This window comes from Halomonas sp. QHL1 (assembly GCF_001882345.1).
In the GTDB taxonomy this organism is placed as follows: domain Bacteria; phylum Pseudomonadota; class Gammaproteobacteria; order Pseudomonadales; family Halomonadaceae; genus Vreelandella.
On record NZ_MINL01000001.1, the window covers coordinates 2,792,736 to 2,812,917 of the forward strand.

The following is a 20,182-nucleotide window of genomic DNA, read 5'->3' on the forward strand; positions in this document are numbered from 1 at the left end:
CTTTATTTGTGCTTATGGTCATCGTCATCTGCCACTTCAGCGCGCACCCACTCATCTACCTCCGAAAACTGGAACTTCCACAGCGGACCAATATTTTGCGCGGGTTGGCCTTTGCGTTCACGCAAGGGGTAGACGCTCTCATTGGTAACACCAACGTTGCTTTGCAAAATTGAGGGGGTCGCCCAGGATCTAGAACCATGATTTTAGCGCCCACCTAAAGTGACTAAAATCGTTATTAGTCTGCTGGTTTAAGCCCAAAATGACTATGCAAAATTAACAATTATGACTCACTTGCGCACCCGCAAAGCTCATTAGCTGTAGCATGTCTAAACCTACTGGGCTTTGAAAGTCTACCTCTGGTAAAGACAGTCAATGTACGTTTTTCCATTGCGCTAGAATTTCCATTATTGAATTACATCCTTTGCAACAATGTGGAGTGTCATTAGCCAATTGGGTAAACAGCGGCGGTGGTTTAGATTGAGGTGGGCGACAAATTGCCCTTATCAATTAAATAAGGCCAATACTTCATCACTCAATATTCTGAATCTGCTCCCTCATCTGTTCGATCAATACCTTGAGCTCCACCGCGCAGCGGGTGGTTTCGGCGACCACGGATTTTGACGATAGCGTGTTGGCTTCGCGGTTGAGTTCCTGCATTAGGAAATCCAGACGGCGGCCTTTGGGGCCTTTCTGGGTGAGCTGGTGGCTCACTTCTTCGATATGTGCTGTCAGGCGGTCTAGCTCTTCATCTACGTCTGCTTTTTGCGCCACCAGCACCAGTTCGGCTTCCAGGCGCTGGGGGTCGAGTTCGGTTTTGGCGACTTCCAATCGTTCCAGCAGTTGGGCGCGTTGGCGCTCCAGAATCTGCGGTAACAGGCTGCGTACGGTGGTGACTTGCTCGCTTACTCCCGCCAAGCGGGTGGTGATCATCTCGGCGAGCTTTTCGCCTTCTCGGGCGCGGGCATCAATTAGCTCATTCAGCGCTTGGTCGAACAGCTCTTTGGCAGCGGCTTTGATGGCGTCTTGATCCAGGTACTGGGTTTCCATCACGCCAGGCTGGTTGAGGAGCGCAAGTGTGGTGGGCGGCACCGCGCTGGGCACCTGCTGCTGAATGGCACTTAGCGCATCAGCAATGGCGGCCAAGCGGGCGCTTTTAACGGCGGGGGCTTGGGCGGTTTCGGCGCTCTCAAAGCGAACACTGCACTCGACCTTTCCCCGTGCCAAGCGGGTGCGCAGCGCTTCACGAAGTACCGGCTCTAAATCACGCAGGCTTTCGTGCAGGCGGAAGTGAGGCTCTAAATAACGCTGATTCACCGAGCGAATTTCCACCTGCAGGGTGCCGAAAGGAGCGGCCTGCTCAGTGCGGGCGAAGGCGGTCATGCTATGTACGCGGCTGGAAGTGGCCATGTTTCATCCTAATAGAGAACAACGGTGTATAACGCATTGCCAACAGTCTACCCGATAGGCCCATCAGCGCACTCCCAGACGTGTACAATGGAGGGCTTTTCCTAGTTGTGCGTTTATTGAGAGGTACTATTTGTGAGCAGTGCTAAGCGTCCTGATGTTGTGCGCCCCAGCGGTCGCGAAGCCGACCAGCTCCGTGAGATTCGCCTGACCCGCGATTACACTCGCCATGCGGAAGGCTCCGTACTGGTAGAGTTTGGCGATACCAAAGTGTTGTGTAATGCCAGCGTAGAGGCCGGAGTACCGCGCTGGCTGCGCGGCAAGAACCAGGGCTGGGTAACGGCTGAGTACGGCATGCTGCCCCGCGCGACCCACACTCGTAGTGGCCGTGAAGCGACCCGCGGCAAGCAAGGCGGCCGCACCCTGGAAATTCAGCGTTTGATTGGCCGCAGCCTGCGTGCAGCGGTGAATTTGAAGAAGCTGGGTGAGTTCACCATTACCGTGGATTGCGATGTAATTCAGGCGGATGGCGGTACCCGTACCGCAGCGATTACCGGTGGCTGCGTGGCGCTGATTGATGCGATCCGTTATCTACAGCGCGAGAAGAAGATCAAAGCCGACCCTTTCAAGCAGTTGGTGAGCGCCATTTCCGTGGGTATTTATAAAGGCGTGCCGGTGCTGGATCTGGACTACCCGGAAGATAGCAAAGCCGATACCGACCTAAACGTGGTAATGACCGAGAGCGGCGAGCTGATCGAAGTGCAAGGTACCGCCGAGGCGGGCGCCTTCACCCGTGCCGAGCTAAACAGCATGCTCGATTTGGCCGAGAAAGCAGGCGATGCGCTTCGCGACCATCAGCGCGAAGCGCTGGGCATTCGTGGCTAAAGATTAACGCCCGCCACAACGCAACAAGCCGACCCAAGGGTCGGCTTGTTGCTTATTACCACTTACTGACTGCGACGCGGGAAAAGCTCGTTGCCTAGCGCTTAGAGCGCCAGGTCGTACTCAACGATTAGCGGTGCGAACTCGGAGAATGTCGCATCGTAATCGATCCACGCGTCGACCACGTGGCGGCGGAAGTTGGGACCGACTAATTGGTAGTCGATCCGCCACCCTTCCTGGCGCTCACGGGGCACGTCTTGGTCAAGCTTCGGCCACCAGGTATATTCGCCTGCATCGCGGTTAATTTCGCGGAAGGTGTCGATAAACCCGGTGGGGCCAAGCACCTGATCCATCCAGGCGCGCTCTTCCGGGCGGAAGCCTGAGGTCAGTTGATTATCCGACCAGTTAGCCAAATCGACAGTTTTATGGGCAATATGCCAAGTACCGCAGAGGATGTATTCGCGCCGTTTGCGCGACATCTTCGTTAGGTACTCCTGATACTGATCCATAAACGCCTGTTTAGCTTTTTGGTCACTTCCATCAGGCATCAGGAAGGAGACGATACTGAAGCGTTCATAATCCGCCTGCAGAAAACGTCCTTCATGATCGCACTGAGGAAACCCAAGGCCATACATAATCGCCTTGGGAATTTTACGGCAATAGAGTGCCACACCGGAGAAACCATCCTCTTCGGCATCCAGGAAGTAGCCTTCATAGCCTTCCGGATACAGAATGTGGTCACCCAGTTCAAAACTTTTTGCCTTGATGTTCTGCACGCAGACCACGTCGACATCCTGCTGAGCCAGCCAGTCCAGGAAGCCACGATCGACGGCATCACGAATACCATTGACATTGATGCTGGCAATTTTCATAAATCGTCCCTTTTGCGTCGCTGCTGTATGATACCCGACGTTTAGACGTTTGGGTAAAGGCACCTACTAAAACTTGCCATTTACCCTAGTTTTATTGTTGTTTTCGTGCCGATTTAAACCTACCGCCTAGTGAGGAATACCGTGGCCACCACTCTACAACCCTACCAGCGCGATTTCATCGCCTTTGCCATTGAGCAAGGCGTGCTTAAGTTTGGCGAGTTTACGCTTAAATCTGGTCGCGTTAGCCCCTACTTTTTCAACGCCGGTCTGTTTCAGACTGGGCGTGCGCTGGCCAAGCTGGGGCGTTTTTACGCCCAGGCGATTGTCGATAGCGGCTTAAACGCCGACGTGTTGTTTGGCCCGGCGTACAAAGGCATCCCACTGGCGGCAGTCACCGCGGCGGCACTGGCCGATCACCACGACCTGGATATGCCTTACGCTTTCAACCGCAAAGAGGCGAAAACCCACGGCGAAGGCGGCAACATAGTAGGTGCCTCGCTTTCCGGTGATATTTTGATCATTGATGACGTGATTACCGCGGGCACCGCAATTCGCGAAGTGATGACACTGATTGAGCAGAGCGGTGCCCACGCCGCGGGCGTGATTATCGCGCTTGATCGCCAGGAGCGCGGCCAGGGCGAACAGAGTGCGATTCAGGAAGTGCAGGCCCAGTATGGTATGCCGGTGGTCAGCATCGTCACTCTTGAGCAAGTGCTCACTTACTTGGAAGAGCATGCCGGTGGCGAAATGCTCGCCTACGCCGAAGCGATCAGAGCCTATCGTGACCGCTATGGGATTACGAGCTGATTACACCGGCAGCGCGCCAGTGAAACCTTGCTGGCGCCACGCTTCGTAGCTCACAATAGCCACGGCGTTGGAAAGGTTCAGACTACGGTTATTGGGCTGCATGGGCAGGCGCAGTTTGTGCTCCGTGGTTAGCGCTGCGTGTACCTGAGGCGAGAGCCCAGCGGTTTCAGAACCAAATAGCAGCACATCGCCCGGGGCAAAGTCGGCATCGCTGTAGGTGCGCGTGCCTTTGGTGGTAATCGCCCAGATGCGCCGCCCCTGCATGGCCTGCTGAAAGGCGTTAAAATCGGCGTGGCGAGTGACGTTGTCGAGATCACGGTAATCCAGCCCGGCGCGACGCAGCTTTTTCTCTTCCAGGTCGAAGCCAAGCGGCTCAATCAGGTGTAACCGGCAGCCATTGTTGGCAACCAAGCGCATGATATTGCCCGTATTGGGCGCCATACGCGGTTCAAAAAGCGCTACTTCAAACATCTCCACCTGCCTGTTTATTATGCCTTCGCCAAGCGGCTGATTGTACTTGAAACCGTACTTGAAACCGACTAGCAACTCTCGTAGAGGATGACCGACGCCATGACGCCTGCCACGCCCAAGAGCATTCTAAGTCGCATTAAAGGGCTAAATCCGCGCCAGCAGGAAGCCGTGCGCTACATCGATGGCCCCTGCTTGGTGTTGGCGGGCGCAGGGTCGGGTAAAACCAGCGTGATCACCACTAAAATTGCCTATTTGGTGCAAGAATGCGGGATGAGCGCGCGTAAGATCGCTGCAGTGACCTTCACCAACAAAGCCGCCCGGGAGATGAAAGAGCGCGTCGGCCAGATGCTTCACGGCAAAGAGGGTCACGGGTTAACGGTTTCCACCTTCCACACCCTGGGGCTGAATATAATCCGCGGCGAGCTGAAAACCCTGGGCTACAAGCCGGGCTTTTCGCTATTTGACCCGGAAGACGCCAAGGCGCTGCTGCGCGATTTGATGAACAAAGACGCCCAGGTGGACGCCGAGCAGATCAACGCCGTGCAGAGCAAAATTTCCACCTGGAAGAACGACTTGGTACTGCCCAGCGACGCGCTCTCGTTTGCTGCGGATGACGATGATCACTTTGCCGCCCGGGTTTACGAAGCCTACGTACGCCACCTAAAAGCCTATAACGCGGTGGATTTTGACGATCTGATTCTGCTGCCGGTGGTACTGCTGCAACGTGACCCTGAAGCGCTGGAACGCTGGCGGCGCAAAATCCACTACATGCTGGTGGATGAGTACCAGGACACCAACGTCTCCCAGTACCTGCTGGTGAAACTGCTGATGGCGGAGCGCTCCACCTTTACCGTGGTGGGTGACGATGACCAGTCGATCTACGCCTGGCGCGGTGCACGCCCTGAAAACCTGATTACCCTGGGGGAAGATTTCCCGCGCTTGAAAGTGATCAAACTGGAGCAGAACTACCGCTCTACCGCCACGATACTGCGTGCCGCCAACACGCTAATCGCTAATAATCCCCACGTTTATGAGAAGACGCTGTGGTCGGATATGGGCGACGGCGCGCCGATTCGGGTGATCGTGAATCGCCATGAAGAGGCGGAGTCTGAGCGGGTTGCCAGCGAAATGCTCACCCGGCGTATCAAGGAAAAGGCCGAGTGGCGGGATTTTGCGGTGCTTTATCGGGGTAACTTCCAGGCCCGCTTGTTGGAACTTAAGTTGCAGCACTACCAGATTCCTTACAAGCTCTCCGGTGGTACGTCGTTTTTCTCCCGCAACGAGATTAAAGACACCATGGCTTACCTGCGCTTGCTGATTAACCCCGCGGACGACAACGCCTTTTTACGCATTGTGAACGTGCCACGCCGCGAAGTAGGCCCTGGAACGGTAGAAAAACTCGCCAACTACGCTACTGAGCGCTCGATATCGCTGTTTGCCGCCTGCCATGAGCTTGGGTTAGAGCAGGTATTGCCGACCCGCGCTACGGAGCGCTTAAGCCGCTTTACCCACTTTATTGATGGTGTGCGCAAGCGCATGGATCAAGGCGACGCCATTGCCGCCATTCGCGACATGCTGCGGGATATGGATTACGAAGCCTGGCTGTATCAAAACGCCAGCGCGCCCACCGTCGCCGAACGCCGCATGGCCAACGTGTGGATTCTAATTGACCAGCTGGAAAAATCGCTCAACCGCGACCCAGAGGACGATACTGACTCCACCGAGACCGAAACCGACGGCGTTCAGGCGGCTATTTCACGCCTAGTGCTGCGCGATATTCTGGAGCAGCAGGCGGAAGAGGATGACTCGGATAGAGTGCAGCTGCTCACCATGCACGCCTCTAAAGGTTTGGAGTTCCCCCACGTCTATTTAATGGGCTTGGAAGAGGATCTTCTGCCCCACCGCAACGCCATCGAAGTAGGCACCGTGGAGGAGGAGCGGCGATTGGCCTATGTGGGCATTACCCGGGCGCGGCGTACGCTAACGTTGACGCTTGCCCGCCAGCGCAAAGCCTACGGTGAACTGATGGACTGTGCGCCCAGCCGCTTTTTAGACGAATTGCCTGGGGAGGATTTGGAGTGGGAAGGCCGTGCGGATAAAGAGGATCCAGAGAAGAAGCAGGCTCGAGGCAAAGACGCCATTGCCGGGCTGCGTTCGCTGCTAGGCTGATAAAGCGGGAGTTATAAAACGAGAGCTTTAAAACTGATGCTTTAAAACAGGAATATCCACAGGGCGGCGACTAAAACACCCTGTGGATAAAATCGCTAAGCTATTTAGTGTTAAGACAAACTATCAATTACTCGGCTTCAGCAACCATGTGGTCAACAATCGCCATCACTTCTTCATCAGAAAGATTGGGGTTGCCGCCTTTGGCTGGCATAGCACCAATGCCGTTAATCGCGCTGGCATAGAGTTCGTCGCTACCTTTGTCTAGACGCTCAGCCCATGCATCTGCATCGCCCATCGCCGGTGCACCGGCAACGCCGCTGTCATGGCATGCTGCACAGCCAGAGCTTGCGTAAAGCGCCGCACCATCCAAATCGCTACCGCCGCTCTCTTCTTCACTTGCCGCCGCGTCTTCTTCACTCGCTGCGTCGTCGTTAGCAGCCATTTCTTCTTCAGTGGCTGCTTCACCTTCGGCAGCGGCGGTCTCTTCGGTAGCGGCCTCATCGGCTGCACCTTCGTCGCTAGCAGCTTCGTCGTCTGAAGCAGCTTCTTCTTCGCCACCGCTTAGTTCAGGTACATCCATTACCGGCTCAACAAGATAAGCAGTCGCCGCTTCCATCTCTTCATCAGAGAGGTTGGGATTACCACCACGAGCAGGCATAGCACCGATGCCGTTAATCGAGTGCTCTAGCAGCGTGGCGAAACCTTGTTCGGTACGTTCAGCCCAAGCCTCTTCATCGCCACGGACAGGTGCGCCCGCAGCGCCCGACTCGTGACAGGCACTACACACATTACCGTAGATACCCTCTCCGTCGATATCACCGCCACTGCTGCTATCGCTAGGAGGGGCCGCAGCGGTGCCACAGTCTTGGCCTTGTAAACAGAGTTGACCCACCGGCGCCAAACGCTCGGCAATCGCATCACGCGCGGCATCATCTTGGGCATAAACACTGGATGTGCCCGCCATGAAGCCGAGGGCCGCCAGCCCGCTCATGATCAGCTTAGCTTTCACTCTCACCACCTCTTGAGTATTGTCATCAAACTTTTATCCTCAACCCCTGTGCGTGGCAGCGCCAATATTGACGGTGCGCAGCTGAGACGCCAAGACGTGCATATAGGACTAGTATAACGGCAACGCAAAGCGCAAGAAAATGCTACTAAGCGCGCTTATGTGATCCATAGGTACTATCTACGCTTTATTTTGCTGCTTCGCCCCCCTCGTCACCACCTTTCCACGCTAATAAACGCTGCTGTGCAAAGCGCACAAAACCCGCCTCCTGATAGAGCTGTTTGGCCGGCACATTAACATCATCCACCCCCAGCATAATTTCCTGCACGCCTGCCTGCTGGGCAAGCTCCAAGGCTTTATTTAACAGCGATCGTCCCAAACCTTTGCCACGCCACTCGGGTGTTAGTCCCATTAGCATTAGCTCCCAGCGGCCTAGCGCAGGGCGCGGCGCAAGCAGTAGAACGCCCACCACAACTTCTTGATAGCCAACGGCGTACCAGTGCTGTGGCGCTTGGGGATCCTGCTGATAAAATCCGGCTAATAACTCTTCAACCGAGAGTACGTCGCGCAGAGGACGGCTATCCAGCGAATCCTGCCCCACGGCTGCCAATAGGGTTAGCTGTTCCGACTGAGAAAACTCGCTAAGCGGCTGAAGCGATAACGGGATCGCTTCATTCATCGCTAAGCGGCGTTGACTGCTCGCCGTTAAGTGCTCCAAGCAAGCTAAACGCTGCATACCATGCTCGACTAACAGCGCTTCTGATACGGACGACTGGGGTGAAAGTTCCAAGTGGCACAAGCGAATATTCTGCGTTTTTACCCACGCATAGGCTGCACGCAACAGCACGCTAGTATGCGCGCCCTGCTTGTTGGGCAACTCTTCGGGTAACCATAGCTGCGCCATGTTCATGGGCAGGTGTTGCACCCAGATGGCGCCTGTGAGCCGACCCGCTTCAAGCGTTACCCATAGCCCTCCCCAGGAGGCGTCCGGCTGATCGTACATTGCCTTAACGGCAGCGCTCAGGGCTGCTTGTAGCTCTGGGTCATGGGCGGCAGCAAGCTGCAGCAGTGCTTCGCGTCGTCTATCTGGTGGGCAAAGCATCACAGCTGGGGTGTTTGAGTGGGAATGAGACGTCATGGCTGATCAATCAAATGCAGAGCTCCGAGGTAGTAAGAAAGCGTGCTACGTTATTAGCCTATAATTTATAGCCCCATCCTGACTGCCTAAGCCTTTGCACGCTACCCCTATCCGTGCTTATTTCTAGGCTTAATGATGGCGCTTGATTTGAAGGAGTAACCATCCCGCCATGCGTATATTGTTGGTAGAAGATGACCCAAGTTTAGCCTCGGGTATTCGCTTGGCATTAAAGCCCGAGCACTTCACGGTGGATCACCTTAGCGATGGCGTGACCGCCCTGGCCGCGTTAGAGGAAGGGGAACCCTTCGATGTGGTCATACTCGACCTGGGTCTACCACGCATGGATGGCATGCAGATACTGGAAGCCGTACGGCGACAGGGTAATCGCGTACCCATTTTAGTTTTAACCGCCCGGGATGCTGTCGATGAACGCATCGCTGGATTAGATGCGGGTGCCGATGATTATTTAACCAAGCCGTTTGAAGTCGCTGAACTAAAAGCACGCCTACGTGCCCTGCTGCGGCGCAGTAGTGATCAGGTAAACAGTGCCCTAGAGTGTCGAGGTGTCTGCCTGGATCCGTTAACCATGCAGGTTAGCTACCTGGGAAAACCCGTGGTGTTATCACGGCGGGAATTGACCCTACTGCAAGAGTTTATGAGCCACCCTGGGCGAGTATTCACCCGCGATACGCTAACGCGCTTGGTTTATGGCTGGGATGAAGACGTAGAAAGCAACGCCATTGAAGTACATGTGCACCATCTTCGGCGCAAATTCTTTCCTCACCTGATTCGTACGCTACGCGGCATTGGTTACGTAATGGATAAAACGGACCAGGATCAGCGCTCATGACCTCTATCCGCCAACGCACGCTTGGGCTAGCGCTGCTGGTATTTGGCATTAGCATGCTGGTGATTGGCTTTATTAGCTACCGCTACGCTGCCCATGAAATTGAAGCGTTATACGATGCCAGCCTTGCGCAAGACGCGCGCTTGTTAGAAGGCCTGCTGCAAGCGCCTCTGCCGGAGGAGACACGCGGTATACTGATCAATAGTTTAGAAAATGCTTTAGGAAGTGCGGCGAGATCCAGCCAACGCGTAGCAGGGTACCGCGCGGACAGTCAGTTGGGCTTTCAGCTATGGGAAGGGGAACGCCTCCTGCTACGCTCTGCCAATGCCCCCGAGCCGCCGCTGGCGGATCAACCCTCCGGCTTCACTAGTCAGTCTATCGATGAGGTCGAGTGGCGCATTTATGTACACGAAGTCACCCACTCCACTCAGCGAATTGTGGTGAGTGAGCGTGAAGACGTTCGCGGCGATATTATAAGAGCGGTTGCGTTGCGTACATTGATGCCCGACCTGATTGGCCTGCCGCTACTCACCATTTTACTATGGTGGTCTATCGGCTGGGGGCTGGCACCGCTATCCCGCATGGCTGAGCAAATACGTAGTCGTGATCCGCATAATTTGCAGCCCTTAACGCTTAGCCCACTGCCTCATGAGTTAGACACTATCGCCGGAGCGCTTAATCGGTTATTGAAGCGACTTCGCATAATGCGCGTGCGCGAAAAGCGCTTTATTGCCGATGCCGCTCATGAGCTACGCACGCCATTAGCGGTACTTGATCTACACACACAAAATGCCCTGACTGCCGAAAACCCCGAAGATCGCCGGGAGGCACTCAACCACCTGCGCGGAGGCGTCGCACGGGCCACGCGTTTGGTCACCCAGTTATTAACACTGGCTCGCTTGGAGCCTGAAGAGGAATCACTGCCCGAGTACCGCACTAGCCACCTGCTGAGTGAAGTGCGTGAAACCTTGGCCAAACTTTCGCCGCTGGCAGCTGAACACGAACAGCAGCTGTTGCTAAACGCTGATGAGCAGGCGGATTGGTTAATGTTAGAAGAGCCCGGCGCCATTGAAACCCTGGTACAGAATTTAGTCGGTAATGCCCTCCAGCACTCCCCCCACCAAAGTGTCATCAGCATTACGCTAGCAACGACGCCACAAGGCTTTCAATTAATGGTGGATGATCAGGGCCCTGGGATACCGATCAATGAGCGCAAAAAAGTGGTTGAGCGCTTTCAGCGTGCAGGCCCTAGTGCGGGTTCAGGCTTAGGCCTTTCTATTGTTGAGCGGCTAGTGACGCGCCATGGCGGCACCCTCCACCTTGATGACGCTCCCAGCGGAGGGCTGCGCGTACGTATTTATCTTCAGCGTCCAAGAGAGGAATAATATTTTCTTTGCTTCCTAAGCTTAGTTTTATGGATCTCTTAAGGTTGCGGTAAGAATTGCATGTAACTGTGGAGCAACACGGTAAACCAGATGGTAACGGTTTACCTTTTCTCCACAAGGAGGTCCCCTCGATGAACCAAGTCACCTTTTCACCTAAACCCTTAATTCAACTCGGCGCAACACCACTGCTGGCTATGCCTGCAGCCCGGCGGTTACTGCCTACTAGTCCTGCCATGGCGGTGCTTACCGATTTTTCTCAAGTAGTACCCCAATCGGTTGATGCGGACACACCCATTGACGAAGCACACCTTAAGATGCGCTATGGTGGCGTACGGCTGCTGTTTGTCATGGATAACAAAGCGCACTGTATCGGCGTAATTACTTCAAAAGAAGTGATTGGCTCACGGCGTATCAATCTAGCCATGCAGCAGCGAAACCTTAGCCGCGAAGACATTACCGCTGAAATGATTATGACTCCGTGGCACAAGCTGAGCGCCATGCCCGTCTCCCAACTGGCATCATTGACAATTGAAGACCTGGTGCTGTCGATGGAAGCTTTTACCGATCAACATCTGTTAATCACTGAGCAAAACGATAATCACGAAATTAGGATTCGTGGCATTATTTCGGCAACCGATATACAGAGTGCAGTGGGTAAAGAGATCAATCCGATGCCCAGAGCAAAAAGCTTTGCCGATATTTGCCACGTTATAACTGGCCACGATCTATAAAGTTCTGATCATTAACTAATTTACTCCTAAAAACGCCCCTCATTGAGTAATCAATAAGGGGCGTTTTCCGTTTGCAATACAGCGCTTAAAACAACGCGCTGTTAATCCAGAGGTGCGTGGCAATGCTGCCGATATAACCCAATAAAATAGCCGGCACCCAACGTAGGTGCACGGAAAAAGTATAGATTCCCCGAGCCTGGCCCATAAGGGCAACACCAGCGGCGGAGCCCATCGAGAGCAAACTGCCCCCCACGCCCGCAGTTAGGGTAATCAACAGCCAGTTACCCTCGGACATATCTGGGGCCATGGAAAGTACTGCGTACATAACAGGGATGTTATCGACGACTGCCGAGATAAGCCCTAGCACCACGTTAGCCCACACCGGGTTCCAATTACCGTAGAGTGTTTCAGAAAGCAGGCTGAGATAACCCATAAAGCCAAGGCCGCCCACACACATCACCACCCCGTAGAAGAACAGCAGCGTATCCCACTCGGAGCGCGCAATGCGGCTGAAAATATCAAACGGTACCACGCTACCCAGTTGCTCCAGCTTCTTCCAATCGCCTCGGCGGGAGTAGCGCTCCCGCTTGCGTTCAAGCGAACGGGGCAGGCTGCGGCGCAGGTAGTAACCAAAGAACTGTAGTAACCCTAAACCAAACATCATGCCCATGGCGGGGGGTAAATACAGCACAGAGTGGCAGAGTACCGAAATGGCCACGGTGAGCAAAAACAGCAAGATAATCCGCCGCGCGCCGCGCTTGAGCCACACATTCTCTTGTAACGCCGCAGGCTGACGATTAGCAATGAAGAAATTCATGATAACGGCAGGTATCATGAAATTAACCACCGCGGGTAACAGCAGCGCGAAGAAGCCTTCAAACGGCACTTGCCCCGCTTGCCACACCATCAACGTAGTGATATCGCCAAACGGGCTAAAGGCACCGCCTGCGTTGGAAGCCACCACCACGTTGACGCAGCAAAGGCCGATAAACTTGTTATCCCCTTCGGCCACTTTCAGCACCACAGCACACATCAGCATGGCGGTAGTCATATTGTTGGCGATCGCTGAAATACCAAATGCCATGACGCCGGTAATCCAAAACAGGCTGCGATAGCTGAAACCTTTGCGCACCAGCCAAGAACGCAGCGCATCAAATACCCGGCGCTCTTCCATAGCGTTGATATACGTCATTGCCACCAGCAAAAACAGCAGCAGTTCGGCGTATTCAAGTAGCGTTTCACGGAAGGCGGTTTGCGCCTCTTCCGGCATGCCCGCTTGTACATAAACCCAGGCGACGAGCGCCCAGATAAGGCCTGCTGCAACCAATACAGGCTTAGACTTACGCATGTGCAGTAGCTCTTCACTCATCACCAACGCGTAGGCGAGCACGAAGATCACGACAGAAGAGATACCGGCAAGCGAAAGAGTAAGATCCAGTGGCCCGGCGGCGGCATAAGAGAGGGAAGGAAAAATAAAAAGACAGCAGGCGAGCAACAACCAAGCGACCCGGCTAGCATGATGCCGGGTTACGAGGACGTTTGGTGGTTTCATGGTGATGTTATCCAATCAGAAGGGAGAAAGACCGCCACGATCATAAGCACCCTAACGACATGCTGCAACGCAACGGCTGCGCATAAGATGCGGCCAATTGCCGCATCTTGTAAAGCGTTTTTATTGGCCTAACTAAATCTAAAGTCTGGTACCTAACTCACTCCACCGTCACACTTTTAGCCAGGTTGCGGGGCTGATCAACATCGGTGCCTTTAAGCACGGCCACGTGGTAACTCAATAGCTGTAGCGGCAGGGTGTACAGCAGCGGCGCCAGCGCTTCATGCACCTGGGGTAGGGTCAGTACGCGAATATCTTCCTGGGCGTCGATACCCACGCTCTCATCAGCAAACACAAACAGCTGACCGCCGCGGGCGCGGACTTCCTGTAGGTTGGATTTAAGCTTTTCAAGCAGGTCATCGTTGGGGGCGACCGAGATCACCGGCATTTCACTGTCCACCAGCGCCAGCGGGCCATGCTTTAATTCGCCAGCGGGGTACGCTTCGGCATGAATATAGGAGATTTCTTTGAGTTTTAACGCCCCTTCAAGGGCAATCGGATAGTGCGCCCCACGCCCCAAGAAGAGGGCATGGTGTTTCTCTGCAAACGCTTGGGAAAGCGTTTCGATCTGGCTATCCAACGCCAGCACTCGCTGACATACTTCTGGCAGCGTGCGCAGCGCGGCGATGATATCCGGGTATTCGACCTGGTTTTTGGCTTTACTCACTGAAAGCGTTAGTAGCATTAACGCCACTAGCTGGGTGGTAAAGGCTTTGGTCGAGGCAACGCCAATTTCAGGACCGGCACGGGTCATTAACGTGATGTCTGATTCACGCACCAACGAACTACCAGGCACATTACAGATCGCCAGCGAGCCCACATAGTTGAGGGTTTTAGCAAAGCGCAGTGCGGCCAGGGTGTCGGCGGTTTCACCAGACTGGGAGAGGGTGACAAATAGCGTCCCTTCAGGCACGACCGGGTGGCGGTAGCGATACTCGGAGGCAACTTCGACTTGCACCGGCACCCCCGCATAGCGTTCTAGCCAGTAACGCGCCACCAGCCCCGCGTGGTAGCTGGTGCCGCAGGCGATGATATGCACGTGGCGAGTACGTTGAAAAAGCGCCAGCGCATCTGGGCCAAAGCTCTCCACTAATACGCTTTGAGCACTTAGCCGCCCCTCTAATGCCGCCTCAATAACCGTCGGCTGCTCAAAAATTTCCTTGAGCATATAGTGGCGATACTCACCCTTACTGGCCGCGCCATCGCCGTGCTCAAAGGTATGAATAGGACGCTCAACGTCGTTACCGTGACGATCTACAATGCGAATGGCGCCCTGCTCACGCAGCTCAACCATGTCGCCCTCTTCAAGGTAAATAAAGCGATCCGTCACCGGCAGCAGGGCCAGCGGGTCAGAGGCTAAAAAGGCTTCCTTAATCCCCACACCAATCACCAGTGGGCTACCCTGGCGAGCGCCAACTACCACCCCTGGCTCTTTGGCACTCATTACCCCAAGCGCGTAGGCTCCGCCTAAGCCGTTTACGATCTGCTGCGTAGCATCAAATAGGGTAAGCCCATCGGCCAGCTTTTCAGAAAATAAGTGAGCAATCACTTCGGTATCGGTTTCGGAGTTAAACGCATAGCCGCTGCGCTGCAGGTTACCTTTTATCGCCTCGTAGTTCTCAATAATGCCATTGTGAACAACGGCAACCTGATTTTCATGCACATGGCTACCACTATGATGCGGGTGTGCATTGGCTTCAGAGGGTTTACCGTGGGTTGCCCAGCGAGTGTGCGCTATGCCCGAACAACCCGGGAGCGCGGCCTTATCCAACTCCGCGGCAAGCGCCGCTACTTTTCCAAGCGCACGATGACGGGTTAATACCCCATCATTGAACACCGTCATACCGGCCGAATCGTAGCCGCGATACTCCAGGCGCCTTAGCCCTTCTAATAAAATTTCTTGGACGTTGCGCTGGGCAACGGCAGCTACAATCCCACACATGATTACTCTCCCAGGTTATTAACCAGAGCACTTCAAAAAAGCTATTCAACCAATCCGCAGAAAGATAAATCAACGGCATGGATATATGAATACGGATTTTTAATGATTCATTGAATGTTGTTTAGAACTATTTTTAATACTTTTTTAACTACTATGGCTCTGTACGCTTGCTGGGGCGCAGCCAATCGATTTTTTCTAACTGGCGGCCTCGGGTTACTGCTAACGCGTAGTCGGTGACATCTTTAGCAATCGTAGATCCAGCCCCGACAGTGGCACCTTTGCCTATCGTAACAGGTGCAACCAACGCCGAGTTAGAGCCAATAAAGGCATTATCGCCAATATCAGTGCGGTGTTTATTAGCCCCATCGTAGTTACAGGTAATAGTGCCTGCGCCCACATTTACATCCCGTCCTAAGTGGGCATCGCCGATGTAGCTTAAGTGATTAATCTTACTGCCCTCTCCTACATCCGCGTTTTTGGTTTCAACAAAATTGCCCACCTTGGCTTTTACCGCCATTCGCGTACCAGGACGTAACCGTGCGAAGGGGCCAATCTGGTTTAAACCTGCAGCCACGGTGCCTTCTATTACACTATGGGTGTCTATCACGCTTTGTGCCCCAATGGTGCTGTTTTTGATCACGCAGTAGGGGCCAACCCGAACGCCTTCGCCTAACTCAACCTCACCTTCAAACACGCAGCCCACATCGATAAATACATCATGCCCGCAGGTTAAACGCCCGCGCACGTCGAGCCGTTCAGGGTCAGCAAGTGCTACCCCCTGCGCCATCAACTTATCGGCCAACTGGCGTTGATAAACGCGCTCCAAGCGGGCCATTTGCGCTCGGTTATTGACGCCTTCTACTTCTACCGCTGTATCCGGTTGGGCAGTGCATACCTTGATGCCCTCACCTGCTGCCATGGCGATCACATCGGTTAGGTAGTACTCACCCTGGGCATTTTCTGCGGAGAGCAGCGGTAACCAGCGTTTTAGCTGGGCGCTAGTCATGGCCATAATGCCGGTATTGCATTCGGTGATGGCAAGCTGGGCGCTGCTGGCATCTTTTTGCTCAACAATTGCTACGGCTTCGCCTGCGTCGTCACGCACAATCCGCCCATAGCCCGTGGGGTCAGCTAGCGTTACCGTCAACAGCCCGATGTGCTGTTCATCCACATGGGCCAACAGCTTGCTTAAAGATTCCCGCTGCAGCAGCGGTACATCGCCGTAAAGGATTAACACCTTGCCGCTCCCCAACTGCTCAAGCGCTTGCGCCACCGCATGTCCGGTGCCCTTCTGCTCGGCCTGCACGACAAACTGCACAGCTTGTTCTGCCAACGCTTCACGCAGCTGTTCAGCGCCATGACCAATCACGACATGGGTGCGATCCGGCTGCAACTCTGAGGCAGTATCCAGCACATGCTGCACCATAGGCTTGCCCGCCAGGGTGTGAAGCACTTTAGGAGTCTGTGAACGCATCCGCGTGCCTTTACCCGCGGCGAGAATGACAATATCCAGTTCTTGCATACTATTCACCTATTACTGATGGGTCAGTGGGCGCTGGGATGGCTGTGGCGGGGCTGTTGGTCGCTGGGGTTTGTCGCTGTTCAATGCCCAATTCATTCACCAGCGTTTCCCCAAAATAATTAACAAATTCCGGGCTAGCAATGCTGCGCCACTGCTCGTTATCACGCACGAGCAGAAGCACCTTAAGATTATTTTCAATGGCCAGCTGCATCGCTTCCTGTTCGCCAACCACCAGCAGCGCCGTCGCCCAGGCATCCGCCCAAGCATTGGAGGGATGAAAAACCGACACCGAGGCAAGCTGGTGAGTCACCGGTCGACCCGTACGCGGATTGATGGTGTGGGAGAAGCGCTGGCCATCTGCTTCAAAATAGTTGCGATAATCACCTGAGGTGGCCACCGACATGCTCTCTAACGGGATAATATGCTGGGCACGCTGCTGGCCATCTTCAGGCGCTTCAATGCCAATCTGCCAGGGGGTTTGCTCTTCCTCATCACGCAGGCCGCGGGCAATCAGTTCTCCGCCAATATTGACTAAGTAGTGCTCCAGCCCCTGCTGCTCCAGGTAAGCCGCTACCCGGTCAGTTCCATGGCCTTTGGCCACGCCAGAAAGGTCGACGAACACATCGCGGATACGCCGTGCCTGCATATTTTGGCTATCGACCTCTAACGCGTCGAAGCCTACCTGGGCCAGCTGCCCGGCAAGAACATCATCGGCGGGCACCTCTTCCGGCCGCGCGCCGGGGCCGAAGCTCCACAAATTGACTAGGTCGCCCACGGTAATATCAAAGGCGCCGTGGCTGGCTGCAGCAACGGATTGGCTAATCGCCAATACCTCAATGAGTTCATTGGAGAGCGGCTGCCACTCCTCCAGCGGGGCGTCGTTAAAGGCGATCAGTTCAGCATCATCGCGATAGGTGGACATTGCCTGATCAACACTCTCCAGCTCTGCTTTGAAACCCTCTTCCAATTCAAGGGATTCGCCCTGAGTGAGCGGATCCATAATGGTCACCTGATAGAAGGTGCCAAAAATATTGCCATCAAAGCGTACCGGTGGTTCCAGCGGTCGATCACTCTCTGAGCAGCCTGCAACGCCTAACCCCAAGCCCAGCAGTGAGCCCGTTACGATCAGTGCACGTCCCCATCTTGCTGCGCGTTCAACAGCCTTTTTCATCGTTGCTTTACCCTAAAAATAAAAGAACCACAGCAGCCAGGCGCCGAACAGCACGCGATAAATTACAAAGGGCTGCATTCCTAATTTTTTTATAACCACTAGAAAGTAGTGAATACACAAATACGCGCTTATTCCCGATAGCAGGGTGCCCGCCAACATTGCGATCCAATCAATCGACTGCGGAGCGCTAAACAGCCCCACGGCTTCTAGACCACCTGCCAGCACAATCACCGGGATTGACAGTAAAAAAGAGAAGCGCGAAGCGCCTTCTCGGCTCATTCCCACCATCAGCGCCGCGGTAATGGTAATCCCCGAGCGCGAGGTGCCGGGAATCAGCGCCAGCGCCTGGGCTCCGCCAATAATCAGCACATCCTTCCAACGCAGTTGGTATTCGCTGCGCGTTCCCCCCTTACGCCAATCGGCATACCCCAACAATAGCCCGAAACCAATTAAACTGACGCCGATAATCAGCGTAGAGCGCATAAAGTGAGAAATAACATCGTGCAGCAGTAAGCCAATAAGCCCCACCGGGATGGTCGCTAATGTCACCCATAAAGCCAGTCGTGCGTCTTCGTTCACCCCTTTACCGCTAATCGCAGCCAGGCTGCTCACCACCATCTGCCAAATTTCCTGTCGGAAGTAGATAATCACCGCGGAGAGGCTGCCTAGGTGCAGGGCAACATCAAAGGCTAGGCCTTGATCTTGCCACTCTGTCAGCACAGGCACTAAGATTAGGTGGGCAGAGCTTGAAACGGGTAAAAATTCTGACACTCCCTGAACTACCGCTAACACCACCACCTGGAGCCAATCCATAGAAAATCCTGTGTATAGATACAATTTAATGGCTTGCAATGGCGCTTAAGGATACACATCCGCTTATTCGTTGTCCGCCATTGCCTTTGCTGACACTAGCCTCCACTGACACGCAAAGGTGCCGTTTCACGGCTGGAAAGCAGTGGAGGCTATAGAGGATATAAGGAGTGCGCTACAATAGGCGTCTATTGAATGCGTGCTTCCTTGCAAGGTACCCATGACTCAGACCATCGAAACGCCAGTGGTTCACGACCAAGCGCGACTTAGCCAAGAGGCCAAGCGTGTTACCTACATAGGTGCGTGGTTGGATGCCCTGTTGAGCATCGTCAAAGTCACCATTGGTTTTATGGTCGGTTCTGCGGCGTTAATCGCCGACGGGATTCACTCCCTATCTGATTTAGTCACTGACGGTTTTGTCCTGGCGGCCATTCACTATGGGCGCCAGGAGCCCGATAAAGACCACCACTACGGCCACGGCCGGATAGAAACCCTGACGACCCTGCTACTGGGAAGCGTGCTGATTTTCGTGGCAGGGGCGATAGCCTGGTCGAGCCTGGATCGCCTGTTTAGCGGTACCGACGTTAACGCCCCTGGCGCGCTGGCAATCGTGATTACGGTGATAGCGCTGTTTAGCAAAGAGTGGATTTTTCGCTACACCATGCGGGTTGCCAAGCGGGTAAAGTCAAAGTTACTCGAAGCCAACGCCTGGCACTCACGTAGCGATGCGCTCTCCACTGCCGTGGTGCTGGTAGCACTGGTAGGCGCTCAATTTGGCTTGGGTTGGCTGGATGCCGTGGCCGCCATCATTGTGGGTCTATTGGTCGGCAAAGTAGGTTTGGACTTGCTGTGGGAGTCGGCTCGGGAACTGGTCGATACCGCTCTACCGGTGGATGCGCAGAACCAGATGCACGATGTGGCCTGCAGCGTGCCGGGTGTGGATAGTGTCCACGACCTGCGTACCCGACAGTCGGCGGGCTGGGTAATGGTCGATCTACACGTGGTGGTCGGGCCGAAAATTACCGTTTCGGAAGCCCACGAAATCGGTAATGAAGTAAGCCGCCGCCTACGCCATGAATTCCCCGCGCTCACTGATGTGATCTTCCACGTTGACCCCGAAGACGACGCCGGGGCGGGTGATCCTAGCCGCCTTCCCGGTCTTCCGCTGCGCCCTGAAGTAGAGGCCACGCTGGATGCGCGCTGGTATAAGCATCCAGTATGGCGAACGCTAAACGAGCTTCAGCTGCACTACTTGGACGACAAGGTCTCGGTATCGCTAATCATTGATGACGCAGTGCAGCAGCCACCCCAGTGTCTCGCCAGCCAGCTAAAAGCGCTGGCTAGCGATATCGAGTGGCTGGGTCACGTCGAGGTGCTGTTTATCACCCGCGCCGCCAGTAGCTCTATGCGCTAAGC

General features: G+C 54.6%; 18 protein-coding genes. 7 read left to right on the forward strand and 11 right to left on the reverse strand.

Annotated features, from left to right (window positions below; all coding sequences use genetic code 11):
- Positions 1–2 precede the first annotated feature (2 nt).
- Entirely contained in the window at positions 3–167 is a 165-nt protein-coding gene (locus QHL1GM_RS19235; protein WP_217648547.1) for a transcriptional regulator, read from the reverse strand.
- A gap of 361 nt (positions 168–528) precedes the next feature.
- On the reverse strand, positions 529–1,407 hold the full coding sequence (locus tag QHL1GM_RS12775; RefSeq protein ID WP_071694822.1) for a YicC/YloC family endoribonuclease: 879 nt from the start codon (positions 1,405–1,407) through the stop codon (positions 529–531).
- 159 nt (positions 1,408–1,566) lie between these two features.
- On the opposite strand from QHL1GM_RS12775, the gene rph reads away from it, so the two are divergent.
- Entirely contained in the window at positions 1,567–2,289 is a 723-nt protein-coding gene (gene rph, locus QHL1GM_RS12780) for a ribonuclease PH (RefSeq protein WP_175540422.1), read from the forward strand.
- 101 nt (positions 2,290–2,390) lie between these two features.
- Here rph and QHL1GM_RS12785 read toward each other — a convergent pair whose 3' ends face one another.
- A complete protein-coding gene (locus tag QHL1GM_RS12785; RefSeq protein ID WP_071694824.1) occupies positions 2,391–3,158 on the reverse strand; it encodes an exodeoxyribonuclease III in 768 nt (255 codons plus the stop codon).
- 141 nt (positions 3,159–3,299) lie between these two features.
- On the opposite strand from QHL1GM_RS12785, the gene pyrE reads away from it, so the two are divergent.
- The gene (gene pyrE / locus QHL1GM_RS12790; RefSeq protein ID WP_071694825.1) at positions 3,300–3,965 is read left to right on the forward strand and encodes an orotate phosphoribosyltransferase; all 666 of its coding nucleotides are present in this window, start codon (positions 3,300–3,302) and stop codon (positions 3,963–3,965) included.
- Here pyrE and QHL1GM_RS12795 read toward each other — a convergent pair whose 3' ends face one another.
- On the reverse strand, positions 3,966–4,436 hold the full coding sequence (locus tag QHL1GM_RS12795) for a tRNA (cytidine(34)-2'-O)-methyltransferase (RefSeq protein ID WP_071694826.1): 471 nt from the start codon (positions 4,434–4,436) through the stop codon (positions 3,966–3,968). It lies immediately after the preceding gene.
- 99 nt (positions 4,437–4,535) lie between these two features.
- Here QHL1GM_RS12795 and rep point away from each other — a divergent pair, with 99 nt between their 5' ends.
- Complete coding sequence (gene rep / locus QHL1GM_RS12800; protein WP_071694827.1) at positions 4,536–6,605, forward strand: DNA helicase Rep; 2,070 nt, start codon at positions 4,536–4,538, stop codon at positions 6,603–6,605.
- Between the two features lie 127 nt (positions 6,606–6,732).
- Here rep and QHL1GM_RS12805 read toward each other — a convergent pair whose 3' ends face one another.
- Positions 6,733–7,614, reverse strand: coding sequence for a cytochrome c5 family protein (locus QHL1GM_RS12805; protein WP_071694828.1), 882 nt, complete (start codon positions 7,612–7,614; stop codon positions 6,733–6,735).
- A gap of 184 nt (positions 7,615–7,798) precedes the next feature.
- Positions 7,799–8,749: an N-acetyltransferase gene (locus QHL1GM_RS12810; RefSeq protein WP_071694829.1), complete on the reverse strand. Its 951-nt coding sequence runs from the start codon at positions 8,747–8,749 to the stop codon at positions 7,799–7,801.
- A 169-nt stretch (positions 8,750–8,918) separates the two neighbouring features.
- On the opposite strand from QHL1GM_RS12810, the gene QHL1GM_RS12815 reads away from it, so the two are divergent.
- The 3 genes from QHL1GM_RS12815 to QHL1GM_RS12825 all read left to right on the forward strand — a co-directional run bounded on the left by QHL1GM_RS12815 (position 8,919) and on the right by QHL1GM_RS12825 (position 11,712).
- Positions 8,919–9,599: a response regulator transcription factor gene (locus tag QHL1GM_RS12815; RefSeq protein WP_071694830.1), complete on the forward strand. Its 681-nt coding sequence runs from the start codon at positions 8,919–8,921 to the stop codon at positions 9,597–9,599.
- On the forward strand, positions 9,596–10,981 hold the full coding sequence (locus tag QHL1GM_RS12820) for an ATP-binding protein (RefSeq protein WP_071694831.1): 1,386 nt from the start codon (positions 9,596–9,598) through the stop codon (positions 10,979–10,981). The genes QHL1GM_RS12815 and QHL1GM_RS12820 overlap by 4 nt, the downstream gene beginning before the upstream one ends.
- Positions 10,982–11,112: 131 nt before the next feature.
- Complete coding sequence (locus tag QHL1GM_RS12825) at positions 11,113–11,712, forward strand: CBS domain-containing protein (protein WP_071694832.1); 600 nt, start codon at positions 11,113–11,115, stop codon at positions 11,710–11,712.
- Between the two features lie 85 nt (positions 11,713–11,797).
- Here QHL1GM_RS12825 and nhaD read toward each other — a convergent pair whose 3' ends face one another.
- From nhaD to QHL1GM_RS12850, 5 genes are all read right to left on the reverse strand, one after another.
- Positions 11,798–13,264, reverse strand: a complete 1,467-nt coding sequence (gene nhaD, locus QHL1GM_RS12830; protein WP_071694833.1) for a sodium:proton antiporter NhaD — start codon at positions 13,262–13,264, stop codon at positions 11,798–11,800.
- Positions 13,265–13,421: 157 nt separating this feature from the next.
- Positions 13,422–15,263: a glutamine--fructose-6-phosphate transaminase (isomerizing) gene (glmS, locus tag QHL1GM_RS12835; RefSeq protein WP_071694834.1), complete on the reverse strand. Its 1,842-nt coding sequence runs from the start codon at positions 15,261–15,263 to the stop codon at positions 13,422–13,424.
- 151 nt (positions 15,264–15,414) lie between these two features.
- The gene (gene glmU / locus QHL1GM_RS12840) at positions 15,415–16,785 is read right to left on the reverse strand and encodes a bifunctional UDP-N-acetylglucosamine diphosphorylase/glucosamine-1-phosphate N-acetyltransferase GlmU (protein WP_071694835.1); all 1,371 of its coding nucleotides are present in this window, start codon (positions 16,783–16,785) and stop codon (positions 15,415–15,417) included.
- Position 16,786: 1 nt separating this feature from the next.
- Entirely contained in the window at positions 16,787–17,956 is a 1,170-nt protein-coding gene (locus QHL1GM_RS12845) for an FAD:protein FMN transferase (RefSeq protein ID WP_071694836.1), read from the reverse strand.
- A 12-nt stretch (positions 17,957–17,968) separates the two neighbouring features.
- Positions 17,969–18,769, reverse strand: coding sequence for an undecaprenyl-diphosphate phosphatase (locus tag QHL1GM_RS12850; RefSeq protein WP_071694837.1), 801 nt, complete (start codon positions 18,767–18,769; stop codon positions 17,969–17,971).
- Between the two features lie 217 nt (positions 18,770–18,986).
- Here QHL1GM_RS12850 and QHL1GM_RS12855 point away from each other — a divergent pair, with 217 nt between their 5' ends.
- A complete protein-coding gene (locus QHL1GM_RS12855) occupies positions 18,987–20,180 on the forward strand; it encodes a cation diffusion facilitator family transporter (RefSeq protein ID WP_071694838.1) in 1,194 nt (397 codons plus the stop codon).
- Positions 20,181–20,182 lie beyond the last annotated feature (2 nt).